The 14,569-nt window shown below is 66.8% G+C and carries 13 protein-coding genes; 6 read left to right on the top strand and 7 right to left on the bottom strand.

What is annotated here, in order from left to right; translation table 11 throughout:
* Positions 1–60: 60 nt before the first annotated feature.
* The 7 genes from DIE06_RS11565 to DIE06_RS11535 all read right to left on the bottom strand — a co-directional run bounded on the left by DIE06_RS11565 (position 61) and on the right by DIE06_RS11535 (position 8,267).
* Positions 61–978 (bottom strand): ABC transporter permease subunit, encoded by a 918-nt coding sequence (locus tag DIE06_RS11565; protein ID WP_124661527.1) that lies wholly within the window; start codon positions 976–978, stop codon positions 61–63.
* A gap of 4 nt (positions 979–982) precedes the next feature.
* Positions 983–1,993: an ABC transporter permease subunit gene (locus DIE06_RS11560; protein WP_124661526.1), complete on the bottom strand. Its 1,011-nt coding sequence runs from the start codon at positions 1,991–1,993 to the stop codon at positions 983–985.
* A 110-nt stretch (positions 1,994–2,103) separates the two neighbouring features.
* Positions 2,104–3,732: an ABC transporter substrate-binding protein gene (locus tag DIE06_RS11555; RefSeq protein WP_124661525.1), complete on the bottom strand. Its 1,629-nt coding sequence runs from the start codon at positions 3,730–3,732 to the stop codon at positions 2,104–2,106.
* A 312-nt stretch (positions 3,733–4,044) separates the two neighbouring features.
* A complete protein-coding gene (locus tag DIE06_RS11550) occupies positions 4,045–5,352 on the bottom strand; it encodes an MFS transporter (RefSeq protein WP_124661524.1) in 1,308 nt (435 codons plus the stop codon).
* A 189-nt stretch (positions 5,353–5,541) separates the two neighbouring features.
* Positions 5,542–5,853, bottom strand: a complete 312-nt coding sequence (locus DIE06_RS11545) for a high-potential iron-sulfur protein (protein ID WP_040142448.1) — start codon at positions 5,851–5,853, stop codon at positions 5,542–5,544.
* 171 nt (positions 5,854–6,024) lie between these two features.
* Positions 6,025–7,134, bottom strand: coding sequence for an NAD(P)/FAD-dependent oxidoreductase (locus tag DIE06_RS11540; RefSeq protein WP_124661523.1), 1,110 nt, complete (start codon positions 7,132–7,134; stop codon positions 6,025–6,027).
* A gap of 152 nt (positions 7,135–7,286) precedes the next feature.
* Positions 7,287–8,267, bottom strand: a complete 981-nt coding sequence (locus DIE06_RS11535; RefSeq protein ID WP_124661522.1) for an AAA family ATPase — start codon at positions 8,265–8,267, stop codon at positions 7,287–7,289.
* Between the two features lie 372 nt (positions 8,268–8,639).
* Here DIE06_RS11535 and DIE06_RS11530 point away from each other — a divergent pair, with 372 nt between their 5' ends.
* The 6 genes from DIE06_RS11530 (at position 8,640) to DIE06_RS11505 (ending at position 14,544) form a co-directional block, all read left to right on the top strand.
* Entirely contained in the window at positions 8,640–9,128 is a 489-nt protein-coding gene (locus DIE06_RS11530) for a hypothetical protein (RefSeq protein WP_124661521.1), read from the top strand.
* Positions 9,129–9,133: 5 nt separating this feature from the next.
* A complete protein-coding gene (locus DIE06_RS11525; protein ID WP_124661520.1) occupies positions 9,134–9,955 on the top strand; it encodes an endonuclease/exonuclease/phosphatase family protein in 822 nt (273 codons plus the stop codon).
* 303 nt (positions 9,956–10,258) lie between these two features.
* Positions 10,259–11,029: a ferredoxin--NADP reductase gene (locus DIE06_RS11520; RefSeq protein ID WP_059535031.1), complete on the top strand. Its 771-nt coding sequence runs from the start codon at positions 10,259–10,261 to the stop codon at positions 11,027–11,029.
* A gap of 415 nt (positions 11,030–11,444) precedes the next feature.
* Positions 11,445–12,260, top strand: coding sequence for a quorum system sensor histidine kinase RqpS (gene rqpS, locus DIE06_RS11515; protein WP_124661519.1), 816 nt, complete (start codon positions 11,445–11,447; stop codon positions 12,258–12,260).
* Between the two features lie 7 nt (positions 12,261–12,267).
* A complete protein-coding gene (gene rqpR, locus DIE06_RS11510; RefSeq protein WP_124661518.1) occupies positions 12,268–12,924 on the top strand; it encodes a response regulator transcription factor RqpR in 657 nt (218 codons plus the stop codon).
* A gap of 213 nt (positions 12,925–13,137) precedes the next feature.
* Entirely contained in the window at positions 13,138–14,544 is a 1,407-nt protein-coding gene (locus tag DIE06_RS11505) for an amino acid permease (RefSeq protein WP_124661517.1), read from the top strand.
* Positions 14,545–14,569: the final 25 nt, after the last annotated feature.

The raw sequence follows: 14,569 nt of genomic DNA, 5'->3' as shown, positions 1-14,569 counted from the left end.
GGAGGATGACCGCCCCCTCGGGGGGCAGCGAACAAAGTGAGCGTGGGGGTTGTTTCATCTTCAGGCCATCCGTTTCAGTTTGGGATCGAGCGCGTCGCGCAGCCCGTCGCCGAGCAGGTTGATCGCGAGCACCGAAATCAGGATCGACAGGCCGGGCATCGTCACGATCCACCATGCGTTGTCGATGTAGTCGCGCGCGGACGCGAGCATCGCGCCCCACTCGGCGGTCGGCGGCTGCACGCCGAGGCCGAGGAAGCCGAGCGCCGCGGCGTCGAGGATCGCCGACGAGAAGCCGAGCGTCGCCTGCACGATCAGCGGCGCGGTGCAGTTCGGCAGCACCTGCGAGAACATCAGGCGCAGCGTGCCGGCACCGGCCACGCGCGACGCCGTCACGTACTCCTTCTGCAGTTCGCCGAGCGCCGACGCGCGCGTGAGACGCACGTAGGCCGGCAGCGCGACGATCGCGATCGCGAACATCGTGTTGGTGAGGCCCGGGCCGATGATCGCGACGACCGCGACCGCGAGCAGCAGCGACGGCAGCGCGAGCAGCACGTCCATGATGCGCATCACGGGCGTGTCGGCCCACTTCTGGAAGAACGCGGCGACCAGCCCGAGCACGATGCCGGGGATCAGCGCGAGCACGACCGACACGAAGCCGATCCAGAACGACATGCGCGCGCCGAACATCAGGCGCGAAAGGATGTCGCGGCCCGCTTCGTCGGTGCCGAGGATGAACCGCCAGTTGCCGCCAGCGAGCCACGCGGGCGGGATCTTCACGTAGTCGCGGTATTGCTCGACCGGGCTGTGCGGCGCGATCAGCGGCGCGAAGATCGCGACCAGGATCAGCACCAGCACGACGATGCCGGCGCCGACGGCGCCGCGGTTGCGCGAGAAGTTGGCCCAGAACTCGCGCAGCGCGAGCGCACGGCCGCCGGCCGGCGCGGATTCGCTCGGCAGGGTATTTTGCAGATTGCTCATGGAATTACCTCGTGTGGCGGATGCGCGGATTCAGCACGCCGTACAGCAGGTCGACGACCAGGTTCACGACGATCACGAGCGTCGCGATCAGCAGGATGCCGCCCTGGACGACCGGATAGTCGCGACGGCCGATCGCATCGATCAGCCACTTGCCGACACCGGGCCACGAAAAGAGCGTCTCGGTCAGCACGGCGCCCGCGAGCAGCGTGCCGATCTGCAGGCCGATCACGGTGACGACCGGGATCAGCGCATTGCGCAGCGCATGCACGACGACCACGCGCGCGGGTGACAGCCCCTTCGCGCGGGCGGTGCGGATGTAGTCCTCACGCAGCACTTCGAGCATCGACGAGCGCGTCATCCGCGCGATCACCGCGAGCGGGATCGTGCCGAGCACGATCGCGGGCAGGATCAGGTGGCTGACCGCCGACTTGAACGCGCCTTCGTCCGGCGCGAGCAGCGCGTCGATCAGCATGAAGCCGGTCGGGTGCGGGAAGTCGTATTCGACCGCGATGCGTCCCGACACGGGCGTCCAGCCGAGATACGACGAAAACACCATGATGAGGATCAGCCCCCACCAGAAGATCGGCATCGAGTAGCCGGTGAGCGCGGTGCCCATCACGCCGTGATCGACGACCGAACCGCGCCGCAGCGCGGCGATCACGCCGGCCGGCAGGCCGACTACGAGCGCGAACACGAGCGCGCACAGCGACAGCTCGACGGTCGCCGGGAAGCGCGCGAAGAACTCGCCCGCGACGCTGGTGTTGGTGATGATCGACGTGCCGAGGTCGCCGTGCAGCGCACGGCCGATGTAGTGGATGTACTGCAGGGGCAGCGGCTGGTCGAGCCCGAGGCGTTTCATTGCCTCCGCATGCATCGCGGGATCGACGCCGCGTTCGCCCATCATCACTTCGATGGGGTCGCCCGGTATCAGGTGAATCAGCGCAAACGCCAGGATGGTGATGCCGATGAAGGTCGGGATCACCATGCCCACGCGGCGCAACACGAACGTGAACATGATGCGTCTCGTATTTTCTTGTGGGAAATGTGCGACCGGCGACGGGAAGCTTTTGGCCTCCCGCCGCCGGATGAATGAGCTAGTCTTCTCGACAGCTTACACGGGTCGTGTTACTTCACGCCGACACCGTCGAAGCGGGCATAGCCGAGCGGCTCGATGCGCATGTCGACCACGGTCTTGCGGACCGGCTGGTAGACCGTCGAGTTCGCGATCGGCGAGAACGGCAGCTGCTGCGCGAAGATCTGCTGGGCCTGCGTGTAGATCTTCGTGCGCGCGTCCTGGCCCGTCGTCGTGCGACCCTTCTGGATCAGCTCGTCGAACGGCTTGTAGCACCAGTGCGAGAAGTTGTTGCCCTTGATCGCTTCGCAGCCGAGCAGCGTGCCGAGCCAGTTGTCGGGGTCGCCGTTGTCGCCCGTCCAGCCGATCAGCATCGTGTCCTGCTCGCCAGTGTGCGCGCGCTTGATGTACTCGCCCCACTCGTACGTGACGATCTTCGCCTTCACGCCAATCTTCGCCCAGTCAGCCTGGATCATCTCGGCCATCAGGCGGGCGTTCGGGTTGTACGCGCGCTGCACCGGCATCGCCCACAGCGTGATGTCGAAACCGTTCGGATAGCCGGCCTTCTCGAGCAGCGCCTTCGCCTTCGCGGTGTCGTTCGGCGCCATCTTCAGGTTCTTGTCGTACGACCATTGGGTCGGCGGCATCGGCGCGCTGGCGGCCTGGCCTGCGCCCTGGTACACGGACTCGAGAATCGCCTTCTTGTTGATCGCCATGTCGAGTGCCTGACGCACTTCGAGCTTGTCGACCGGCTTGTGCTCGACGTTGTACGCGAGGTAGCCGAGGTTGAAGCCCGGCTGCGACGGCATGTCGATGCCCGAGTCGGCCTTCAGCGTCGCGATGTCGGCCGGACGCGGATAGCTCATCACCTGGCATTCGTTGCGCTTGATCTTCTGCACGCGCACGCCCGGGTCGGGCGTGATCGAGAAGATCAGCTTCGACAGCTTCACCGCGCCCTTCTTCCAGTAGTCAGGATTGCCGTCGAAACGGATCGTCGCGTCCTTCGTGTAGCTGCGGAAGATGAACGGGCCCGTGCCGATCGGCTTCTGGTTGATGTCGGCGGCCTTGCCGGCCTTCATCAGCTGATCGCCATATTCGGCCGACAGGATCGACGCGAATTCCATCGCCATGTTCTGGATGAACGGCGCGTTCGGCTCGGAGAGCGTGAACTTCACGGTATACGGATCGACCTTCTCGACCTTCGTGATCAGCTTGTCGAGGCCCATGTCGGTGAAGTACGGGAACGACACCGGGTAGGCCTTGCGGAACGGCTGGTTCGGATCGAGCATGCGCTCGAACGAGAACACGACGTCGTCCGCGTTGAATTCACGCGTCGGCTTGAAGAAGTCGGTCGTGTGGAACTTCACGCCATGGCGCAGGTGGAACGTGTACACCTTGCCGTCGGACGAGACGTCCCACTTCTCGGCGAGGCCCGGCTCGACCTTGGTGCCGCCGCGCTCGAATTCGACGAGACGGTTGTAGACGGTGAACGTGGCGGCGGTGAAATCGACGCCGGTCGTGAATTGCGCGGAATCAAAACCCGCCGGGCTGCCTTCTGAGCAGTAGACGAGCGTTTTGTTCGGGATCTGTGCGAAAGCAGAGCCCGCGACGCCGAGCGATGCCGCTGCCACGCCTGCGATGGCGGTAACACGCAGGGTGTGCAACAGACGGTTGTATTCCATGTTTCCTCCAGGTCTCCAGATCGGAACCGGTCCCCCCAGGGGCCGGGTACGCGGATATTACTTGAGCCAGCAATTTTGCAACAAGCTGGAGAAATAACTCCTCTAGACGCATCCACGCGGGTTTTTGCCGATGTCTTGCGCACGCGAAAAGTGCCTCTGCGCGTGCGAGCGGCCATTTCGTTCATCCTGCGCATGTTTCCTTCTACAACTAAACAATTCGGACGCGTATGCGAAGGGTTGTCACGCCGCTTTCGGGGCCAGGTCGCGCATCGTTGCGGCTTTCGAAACGTTGCATGCGCTGCAATGCAACCGTCAGGCCGGCGCGTCGAGATCCGCGCTGCGCGCGGGCACGAAAGCGACCGCGACGATCGACAGCACGAGCCCCGCCATCACGTAATAGGTCGGCGCGAGCGGCGTGCCCGTCACCTTGATCAGCCACGTGACGATGAACTGCCCGAAACCGCCGAACAGCATCACCGCGACGTTGTACGCGATCGACAGCCCGGTCGAGCGCACGTTGGCCGGGAAGAGCTCGGCGATCATCGCGCCGAACGGCCCGTAGTAGCCGGCGAGCGTCACCGACAGCACGGCCTGCACCGCGATCAGCCGCCCGATGCTCGGCGCCGCGTCGAGCCACGCGAACAGTGGATACATCAGTACGAGCGTCAGCACGAGCGACCACAGCGACAGCCCCTTGCGGCCGATGCGGTCCGACCATGCGCCTGCGACCGGCGACAGCACCATCAGCAGCAGGTTGCCGATGATCACCGCATAGAACGATTGCGCATACGGCAGCTTCAGCTGCTTCACCGCGAAGGTCGGCAGATAGCTGATCAGCACGTAGACCGTCACCGTCAGCGCGATCACCGAGCCGAGCCCGCACAGCACCTCGCGCGGATGGCGCGTAAACACTTCGCCGAGCGTTGCGCGGCGTGCGCTTTGCTGCGCATGCAGGAACGCTTCGGAATCCGCGAGATGACGGCGGATGTAGAAACCGATCGGCCCGATCACGAGCCCGAGGATGAACGGCACGCGCCAGCCCCAGCTGTGCAGCGCGTCGTGCGACAGCCCGCGCGTGACGGCCGCGCCGACGAGCGCGCCGATCAGCAGCGCGGCTGCCTGGCTCGCCATCTGCCAGCTGCCGTAGAAACCGCGTTTCGAGAACGGCGCGGCTTCGATCAGGAGCGCGGTCGCGCTGCCGAATTCGCCGCCCGCCGAGAAACCCTGCAACAGGCGGCCGAGCACGATCAGCAGCGGGCCGCCGATGCCGATCGCCGCGTAGGGCGGTGCGATCGCGAGCAGGAAGATGCCGGCCGTCATCAGCAGGATCACGAGCGACAGCGCGGCCTTGCGGCCCGCGCGGTCGGCGTACAGCCCGAACACGATGCCGCCGATCGGGCGCATGAAGAACGCGACGCCGAACGTCGCGGTGGTCAAGAGCAGCGACGAGTATTCACTCGAAGTCGGGAAGAACAGCTCGGCGATCACGACCGTCATGAAGCCGAACACCGTGAAGTCGTACCACTCGAGCGCGTTGCCGATCACGGCCGCCGCGACCGCGCGCCGGTTCAGCGCACGCTCGGGCCGGATCGTTTTCGTTGAATTCGCAATCGTCGCCATGCGAGCCTCGTCCTCGTGAATTCGCCGTATCGGTCGGGTGCGGCGCGGGGGGCCGCGGCGCGCTGGTTTGCAGCGAGTGTAGAAAGCGACGGAACCGTTTTCAAGCATAAAAAACGCCCGCCGTCGTTCGACGGCGGGCGTTTTGCGGTTTTCGCCACATTGCGGCATCGCACGATGCCGCCGCGGGCATCAACCCATCTTCGAGAATGCGCTGCACCAGCCCTTCGCCGATACCTGCTTGCCGGGGAACGCGCCGCACGGGCCCGAAGCCGAGCCCTTCTTGCCCTGGTACAGCATGCAGGCCGCGCAATCCTGGCCCGCTGCGTATTTCGGATACTTCGTCTTGTCGACCTTCGTGGCATCGGCCTTGTAGCCGAGCGCCACCGCGGTCGGATCGGTTTCCGACAGCATCGGCGCATCGGCCAGCGCTTCACGCGACAGCGCCAGCGCGGACACGGCACCAATGCTCGTAATCAGGAAACTCCGACGGGTTGCTTTCATGGGGACTCGCTCCAACGTTATCGGTTTGAAAGCCGTTCTGGCGACGGCCGTTCGACAGAATAACGCTCAAGCGAGCAAATGTGCGCGCCGAAATGCCGGAGATAAGGGATTTCACACGGGGTTTCGCACGGCCGGCCCGCACGGACCCGGGCCCCGTGCGTCACGTGTGCGTCACGTATATGACGTCATGTCGCCGACGCGCTGCGCGAGCGCGAGCGACGCGGTCAGCCCCGGCGACTCGATGCCGAACAGGTTCACGAGCCCGCGCACGCCGTGCTGCGCCGCGCCCTGCACGATGAAGTCGGCCGGCGGCTCGCCGGGCCCCGCGAGCTTCGGCCGGATCCCCGCGTAGGCCGGCTGCAGTGCATCGTCGGGCAGTTCCGGCCAGTACGCGCGAATCGACGCGTAGAACGCCTGCGCGCGCGCCGGATCGACTTCGTAGCGCAGCGCGTCGACCCATTCGACGTCCGGTCCGAAGCGCGCCTGCCCGGCCAGGTCGAGCGTCAGGTGCACGCCGAGCCCTGCCCGGTCAGGCATCGGATACACGAGGTGCGAGAACGGCGCGCGCCCGGACAGGCTGAAGTAGTTGCCGCGCGCGAGATAGAGCGGCGGCACCCAGCGCGGGTCGAGGCCGCGCGTGCGGCGCGCGAGCGCCTGCGCCCCGAGGCCCGCGCTGTTGATCACGCACGCGGCCTCCATTTCGGTCGGCGCGTCGCCGCCGGTACGCACGACGAAGCGGCCGCCGCGCAACACGTCGATCGACTCGACCGGGGATTTCAGCGCGCACGTCGCGCCGTCGCGCTCCGCATCGCCGAGCAGCGCGAGCATCAGCTGGTGGCTGTCGACGATGCCCGTGCTCGGCGAGAACAGCGCCTCGACGCATTCGAGCGCGGGCTCGAGCGTCTGCGCCTCGCCGCGCGTGAGCGGCATCAGGTCGAGCACGCCGTTTTCCGCCGCGCGCGCGGCGATCGCCTTCAACTGCTTCACCTGCGCGGCGCTGGTCGCGACGAGCAGCTTGCCGGTGCGCCGGTGCGGCACGTGATGCGTTTCGCAGAACGCGTACAACAGGTCGCGCCCGTGCACGCACGACATCGCCTTCAGCGAGCCGCGCGGGTAATAGAGCCCCGCGTGAATCACCTCGCTGTTGCGCGAACTCGTTTCCGTGCCGATCGCGTCGGCCGCCTCGAGCACGATCGTTTCGCGCCCGCGCGCGGCCAGTTCCCGCGAAATCGCCAGACCGACCACACCCGCGCCGATCACCACACAATCCATCTGCTCCATGGCGTTTCGCGTCGCTCACGCGTCGAGGGGAGAGAAGAGAATTGTACGTCCCGGCTCGCCCGCTTGCCGAACGCATGCACATCCGGTCGGGCGAGCGCGTCGCGCGGCCCGACGCGACGTGCGCGGGCCGCGGCGACGCGCACGCCGCCGGCTCAGAATCCGATCGGCCGGCGCTTCGTCGCGCCCTCGTCGGCGCGGATGTCGGACGGTGCGATCACGTCCCGGCCGTCGAGCCGCGCGGCGCCGAACGCATGCAGCAGCGCCCGGCGCATCGTGCGCGGCGGCGTCGCGGCCAGCACGTCGAGCGCGTCGTCGTCGAGCGTGTCGGGGAAGCGCCGCCCCCACGCGTGCGACGTGCGAATCTCGTCGTAGATCGTCTGCGCGATCCGGCGCGCGCCGGCCGCGTCCGGCGGCGCGATCTCGTACACGTTCATCCGGTTCAGCAGCGGCTCCGGAATCGCCTGCGCATCGTTCGCGGTCGCGACCCAGATCACGTTGCCCGCATCGATTGGCACTTCGGCGAATTCGTCGACGAACGCGCGCGCGGTGTCATGCTCGAGCAACGCGTACAGCGCGCCGAGCGGATCGTATTGCGCGTCGCTGCCCGCCTTGTCGATCTCGTCGACCGCGATCACCGGGTTCGCATAGCTGCCGTTGACGAGCGCATCGAACACCTTGCCGGGCTTCGCGTTCTTCCATTGCGACGACGCGCCCGACAGGATCCAGCCGGCCGTCAGCGAACTCATCGGCACGTAGTGATACGCGGTGCCGAGCAGTTGCGCGAGCGCCTTCGCGAAGTGCGTCTTGCCGATGCCGGGCGGCCCGAGCAGCAGGATCGGCATCAGTTCGAGCCGGTCGTCCGTCTCGAGGCACAGCGCGACCTGCTTGCGCACGTCGTCGAGCGGCTCGGTGAAATTGGGCAGTGCGTCGCCGAGTTCGTCGAACGACGGCATCCGGTTCGGCTTCACGCAAAAGCGCAAATTGCCGGTCTTGAGCATCCGCTCGTAGGTGGCGCGCAATGCGTCGCTCGCGCTCTCGTTCAGGTCGTTCAGCGCGGTCTCGACCTGCTCGAGGTCGTACACCGTGCTGAAGGACGCCACCGCCAGTTCCTGTTTCACCATCGCCGTCGTCATACCAACCTCGCTACCGCTGCCGTCACACGTCCATCAGACCCTTACGATTTCAGTGTAGCGATCTCGCATCGGCGTGCAAGCAAGCAGCCGTCCCGGTCTGCTGCTAACACCGCGCGCGCACTGCAGCGTCGCGCCGCGCGGCGTATGATCGAAAGTTCACCGGCCGCGGTACCGGCCTCGCCGACGGCGCGCGAGCGTCGCCGAGTTCACGCGCTTTTTCGCTTGAAAACGCGTGACGCGCACCTACCTTTCGATCAGGACCGGAGCGTGCTGCGAACCCGCGGCGACGCATCCTGTCACACCACCGTTCAAATCGATCGGGCGTAAGATGTGCGTCCGTTCCCCGCTACCCCGCGTTTCCGGAGAAGTTTCATGCTGAAACACGGCCTGGCCGTCCTGCTCGCGAGCGCCGTGCTCGCGGCCCATGCGCAGAGCCCCGCACCGGCCGTCGTCGCATGGGAGATCCAGGTGGTGCGCGACGGTCAGACGATCGACACGTTCCAGCAACGCACCACCGTCGGTCAAACCCGCACCGACACTCATCGCTATCCGTCCGCCGTGCCCGTCGGCTGCGGCAATGCCGCGCGCGTCGTGCCGACCGAGCGCTCGCGCTCGGTGACGGTCGCGCCGCTCACCGTCGACGACGCCGCGCACACGGTGTCGCTCGCGCTCGACGTGCAGGAAACCCTCGACGACGAAAACGCGACGCGCAGCGATCCGTGCCTGCCCGCGTCGCCGCGGCAGATCGTCGCGAGCCATCCGGGGCTGTCGGTCGGCGGCGACGCATGGACCGACTGGACGCTCGTCGAGCAGCACCCGCATCTCGTCTACCGCGTGCGCGCGCACGTCGCGAAGGACTGAGCGCCATGTCCGCCGACGCCCTGTCCTTGCCGTTCGCCGAACCGCACGCCGCACCCGACGAAATCACCGCGGTCAGCTGGAACCTGCACAAGGGCCGCTCGCCGCTCGGCTTCACCGCATGGAACGCGATGCGCAACTGGATGCAGTCGACGCACGCCGACGTGTATTTTCTGCAGGAAGCGATGGCGCGCCGCATGCCGCGCCCGATGCTGGCACCCGGCTTCGGCGCGCCGATGGACGACGCGGTCGACGACGTATGGCACTGCCAGGCCACCGAGATCGCGCAGGCGCTCGACTGGCAGATCGCGCTCGGACCGAACGTGTTCAAGCCGTCTTGGCGGCACGGCAACGCGATCCTGTCGCCGCATCCGCTCGACCTGGGCGGCCGCTGGGACATCTCCGCGCACCGCTTCGAGCGGCGCGGGCTGCTGGTCGCGCGCGCGACGCTCGCCGGCGCGCGGCCCGTCACGCTGCTGTGCGCGCACCTCGCGCTCACGCGCGCGGCGCGGCTGCGCCAGATGCACTGGATCGCCCACTGGATCGTGCGCAACGCGGGCGACGACCCGCTCGTGCTCGCCGGCGACTTCAACGACTGGCGCAACGATTCGGTCGCGCTGTTCGCCGAGATCGGGCTGTCCGAGGTCGCGACGCTGCTCGGCCAGTCGGGCCGCACGTTCCCCGCGTTCTCCCCGGCGCTCGCGCTCGACAAGATGTTCGTGCGCGGGCTGACGCCGCTCGAATGGCAGGCGCCGTCCGGCGAAACCGCGTGGCTGTCGGACCACCTGCCGTATATCGCGCGGCTGCGCCTCGATCCGCGGTCGCGGTAGCGCGGCGGCACCGCCAGCGCGGCCGCGCGGCGCCGCGCTCGTGGGCCTCGGCGCGCAGCTCGCGGCCGATCACTGAAAGCCGATCGCAAGATTTCGTTGCGCCAAATCCGCGCAGCCGCGCGGGTCAAGCCCGCATCTGCCCCAAGCAGGGTAAAATAACGAGTTCCTCAAACGTCTGTCATCGAGAAGGCGCGTGTCCGACGCGCCGGCCGGCCGATCCGCGATCGGGCCGACGCACTCGGTTTTTTTGCCCGTTTTTGGGCCCGTTACACGCGTCCGCTACGCGCGTCCGTTTTCAAAGCCATGAGCAAATACGACACCGCCACCGTCCAATCCGTCCATCACTGGACCGACACGCTTTTCAGCTTCACCTGCACCCGTGAGCCGAGCCTGCGCTTCAACAACGGCGAATTCACGATGGTCGGCCTCGAGGTCGACGGCAAGCCGCTCGCGCGTGCCTACTCGATCGTCAGCCCGAACTACGAAGAGCATCTCGAGTTCTTCAGCATCAAGGTCCAGAACGGCCCGCTGACGTCGCGCCTGCAGCACCTGAAGGTGGGCGACTCGGTGCTGATCGGCAAGAAGCCGACCGGCACGCTCGTCGCCGACAACCTGCTGCCCGGCAAGACGCTGTGGATGCTGTCGACCGGCACGGGCCTCGCGCCGTTCATGTCGATCATCCGCGACCCGGACATCTACGAACGCTTCGACAAGGTCATCCTGACGCACACCTGCCGCCTGAAGGGCGAGCTGGCGTACATGGACTACATCAAGCACGACCTGCCGGGCCACGAGTACCTCGGCGACATCATCAAGGAAAAGCTCGTCTACTACCCGACGGTCACGCGCGAGGCGTTCGACAACGAGGGCCGGATCACCGACCTGATCGCGACGGGCAAGCTGTTCACGGACCTCGGCGTACCGGCGTTCTCGCCGGAAAACGACCGCGTGATGCTGTGCGGCAGCACCGCGATGCTGAAGGATACGACCGACCTGCTGAAGCAGGCCGGCCTGGTCGAAGGCAAGAACAGCGCACCGGGTCACTACGTGATCGAACGCGCATTCGTGGACTGATCGATCCCCGAATTTGTGCCGCATCAAGAACCGGAGCAAAAGCTCCGGTTTTTTTTTGTCCCTACTTGGCGAACTCGTAACAAACTGGGACCATTCCACGTCAAATCGTTACATTTGGATACGGGCCGTCCAGGTGCTTTCGTGTCGGTGTTTTTCCTACAACAGCTTCATTCCGATTATTCACATTTACCCTTAAATGTCCGCCTGACATGATCTTTTCAGAAATTTTGAGATATTATTCGGCCCGCGTGGATGCCATGCGGATGGTCATTGAAGGGTCGGACTCAAACGTTACGAGATGTAACTTTTGTTACCTCGGCAAGGGGCGATTCCCTGGCGGCGACCGTCATCGAAACGGCAGCCGATCCACGCAGCCAGCCGGTGCCTGAACCGCTTTCTGACAGCAGGGAGAGTCATGGATACGTCGCTCAACGCGCCCCCACGCGCCCACGCCCCGTTCCCGTCGCAGCCGCTCGTGCATGGCTGCGACGCGGCCGCCCCCGTGGCCGAAGCCCTGCCCAACCGCGACACGTCCGCCGCCCGGATCGCCGCGCTGTCCCTCCAGCTGATGGTCGCCGACGAAGCGGCCCGCCGCCATCTGGCCGGCGAGCTGCATGACGGGCTCGGCGCCGAACTCACCGCCGCGCGTTTCGCGCTCGCAAACGTTCAAACGTGGCTGCCGGCCGATGCGCCGGACGGCTGCCTGCGCGCGCTCGAGCTGGCACAGCGGTCGCTCGACGCCGCGACCGACGCCAACCGCCGGCTGATCGACGAGCGCGACACGCCGGCACTCGACGGCGGCGTCGTCGGTGCACTGTCGGCGTGGGCCGACAGCCACGCCGCCCGCACCGGCCTGCGCACGAGCTTCGTCTGCGCGGCCGACGCACGGCTCACGCAACTCGGCGGCGCCGGCGCGCTCGCGATCTTCCGCGTCGCGCAGGAAGCGCTGTCGAATGTCGCGAAGCATGCGCGCGCGGCGTCCGTCGACGTGCGGATCGACACGGACGGCTCGCATCTGTCCCTGATCGTCACCGACGATGGGACCGGTTTCTCCCGCGGCCGGCGCACCGGCTACGGCCTCGCCGGGATGCGTGCACGCTGCGAGGCGTTCGGCGGCAGCTTCGACGCGAGCGGACCGGAAGCGGGCCGCGGCACACGCGTCACCGCCCGCTTCGCGTGGGACTCGCTGTTCGCCGTGCCGGCCGCCGCGCGCCGCGCGTCGCTTTCGTGAGGTCGTCATGAGCCTGAACATCCTGCTCGTGGACGATCACGCGATCGTCCGGCAAGGGATCCGCCACCTGCTGATCGACCGCGGCGTCGCGCGCGACGTGACCGAAGCCGAGACCGGCAGCGATGCGGTGGCCGCCGTCGACCGCCAGGCCTTCGACGTGATCCTGCTCGACATCTCGCTGCCGGACACGAACGGCATCGAGGTGCTCAAGCGCATCAAGCGCAAGCTGCCGGGCGCGGCGGTGCTGATGTTCTCGATGTACCGCGAGGACCAGTACGCGGTGCGCGCGCTGAAGGCCGGCGCGGCCGGCTACCTGTCGAAGACGGTGAATGCCGCGCAGATGATCGGCGCGATCCAGCAGGTCGCGGCCGGCCGCAAGTACGTGAGCCCGGCAATGGCCGAGGCGCTCGCCGAATACGTGTCGTTCGAGAACGAACCGCTGCCGCACGAGAAGCTGTCCGACCGCGAATACCAGACGCTCTGCATGCTCGCGTCGGGCAAGCGCCTCACCGACATCGCGAACACGCTGTCGCTGTCGGTGAAGACGGTGAGCGTGTACCGGACGCGGCTGCTCGAGAAGATGCGGCTGTCGAACAACGCGGAACTGACGTTCTACGTGATGAGCAACCGGCTCGTCGAGATGGCGCCCGCGTCGGGCGCCTGATCCACCGAATTCACCGGAATCGCGCGATTCACCGCGCCGGCGTGCTCCGCGCCGGCGCCGGCCGCCGAACCTTGCGCGCAAGCGCTTGTTTTATCGGACGATTCTGGTGCGCACCGCTGCGCCGCAGCGGGTCTTCCACGCCAAATCGGCTAAAATTACGGGTTTTTCACTCACTCGGCGGCGCCGCACTCGCGCGCTGGAGACTCATCCGCAATGTCCCTCTTCCGCAAGAAAAACGTCGATCGCATGATCGCCGGCGCGCACGGCGCCGGACTCAAGAAAGCGCTCGGCGCAATCGACCTCACCTTCCTCGGCATCGGCGCGATCATCGGCACCGGCATCTTCGTGCTGACCGGCACGGGCGCCGTGCAGGCCGGCCCCGCGCTGATGCTGTCGTTCGTGATCGCAGCGATCGCGTGCGGCCTCGCGGCGCTGTCGTACGCCGAATTCGCGTCGACGATTCCGGTCGCGGGCTCGATCTATACGTACTCGTACGCGACGCTCGGCGAGCTCGTTGCCTGGATCATTGGCTGGGACCTGATGCTCGAATACGGCCTCGCGGCGTCGGCCGTGTCGGTCGGCTGGTCAGGCTACCTGCAGTCGCTGCTGCAGGGTTTCGGGCTCTCGCTGCCGACCGTGCTGACGGCCGCACCCGGCGCGATTCCGGGCGTCGTCACGTGGTTCAACCTGCCCGCGTTCCTCGTGATGGTGGTGATCACGACGCTGCTGTCGATCGGCATCCGCGAGTCGACCCGCATCAACAACATCATGGTGTTCATCAAGGTGTCGGTGGTGCTGCTCGTGATCGCGGTCGGCCTGTTCCACGTGACCCCCGCGAACTGGAAGCCGTTCATGCCGCACGGCTGGAACGGCGTGTTCGGCGCGGCGGCCGTGATGTTCTTCGCGTTCATCGGCTTCGACGCGGTGTCGTCGGCGGCCGAGGAAGTGAAGAATCCGAAGCGCGACCTGCCGATCGGCATCATCGCGTCGCTCGCGGTGTGTGCGGTGCTGTACGTGGCGGTTGCCGCGGTCGCGACCGGCATCGTGCCGGCGGCGCAGTATGCGAACGTGTCGCACCCGATCTCATATGCGCTGCAGATCGCCGGCGAGAAGTGGGTCGCGGGCTTCATCGATCTCGGCGCGGTGCTCGGCATGCTGACCGTGATCCTCGTGATGAGCTACGGCCAGACGCGGATCATCTTCGCGATGTCGCGCGACGGGCTGCTGCCCGCAACGCTGTCGCGCGTGCATCCGCGCTACGCGACGCCGTTCCTGACGACCTGGCTCGTCGGCCTGTTCTTCGGGCTGATCGCCGCGCTCGTGCCGCTCAACGTGCTCGCCGAGCTGATCAACATCGGCACCCTCGCCGCGTTCTCGATGGTGTCGATCGCGGTGCTGGTGCTGCGCCGCACGCACCCGGACCTGCCGCGCGCGTTCCGCTGCCCGGGCGTGCCGGTGGTGCCGATCCTCGCGGTCGGCGCGTGCCTGTTCCTGATGCTGAACCTGCAGCCCGTCACGTGGGCTGCGTTCGGCATCTGGCTCGTGATCGGCCTCGTGATCTACTTCCTGTATTCGCGACACCACTCGAAGCTCGCCCGCGGTCACCACGACGCGCACTGACCCGAGCCGCCGCGTGCGCATGCCG

Source organism: Burkholderia sp. Bp8998 (assembly GCF_003854235.1).
GTDB lineage: Bacteria > Pseudomonadota > Gammaproteobacteria > Burkholderiales > Burkholderiaceae > Burkholderia.
The sequence above is the reverse complement of the archived record's forward strand: the minus strand, read 5'-3'. Positions and strand labels throughout refer to the sequence as shown.

What these genes read in the sequence shown, in the direction of transcription:
- DIE06_RS11565 (WP_124661527.1), bottom strand. Translation starts at nt 978, where the DNA reads ATGAGCAATCTGCAAAATACCCTGCCGAGCGAATCCGCGCCGGCCGGC.
- DIE06_RS11560 (WP_124661526.1), bottom strand. Translation starts at nt 1,993, where the DNA reads ATGTTCACGTTCGTGTTGCGCCGCGTGGGCATGGTGATCCCGACCTTC.
- DIE06_RS11555 (WP_124661525.1), bottom strand. Translation starts at nt 3,732, where the DNA reads ATGGAATACAACCGTCTGTTGCACACCCTGCGTGTTACCGCCATCGCA.
- DIE06_RS11550 (WP_124661524.1), bottom strand. Translation starts at nt 5,352, where the DNA reads ATGGCGACGATTGCGAATTCAACGAAAACGATCCGGCCCGAGCGTGCG.
- DIE06_RS11545 (WP_040142448.1), bottom strand. Translation starts at nt 5,853, where the DNA reads ATGAAAGCAACCCGTCGGAGTTTCCTGATTACGAGCATTGGTGCCGTG.
- DIE06_RS11540 (WP_124661523.1), bottom strand. Translation starts at nt 7,134, where the DNA reads ATGGAGCAGATGGATTGTGTGGTGATCGGCGCGGGTGTGGTCGGTCTG.
- DIE06_RS11535 (WP_124661522.1), bottom strand. Translation starts at nt 8,267, where the DNA reads ATGACGACGGCGATGGTGAAACAGGAACTGGCGGTGGCGTCCTTCAGC.
- DIE06_RS11530 (WP_124661521.1), top strand. Translation starts at nt 8,640, where the DNA reads ATGCTGAAACACGGCCTGGCCGTCCTGCTCGCGAGCGCCGTGCTCGCG.
- DIE06_RS11525 (WP_124661520.1), top strand. Translation starts at nt 9,134, where the DNA reads ATGTCCGCCGACGCCCTGTCCTTGCCGTTCGCCGAACCGCACGCCGCA.
- DIE06_RS11520 (WP_059535031.1), top strand. Translation starts at nt 10,259, where the DNA reads ATGAGCAAATACGACACCGCCACCGTCCAATCCGTCCATCACTGGACC.
- rqpS (WP_124661519.1), top strand. Translation starts at nt 11,445, where the DNA reads ATGGATACGTCGCTCAACGCGCCCCCACGCGCCCACGCCCCGTTCCCG.
- rqpR (WP_124661518.1), top strand. Translation starts at nt 12,268, where the DNA reads ATGAGCCTGAACATCCTGCTCGTGGACGATCACGCGATCGTCCGGCAA.
- DIE06_RS11505 (WP_124661517.1), top strand. Translation starts at nt 13,138, where the DNA reads ATGTCCCTCTTCCGCAAGAAAAACGTCGATCGCATGATCGCCGGCGCG.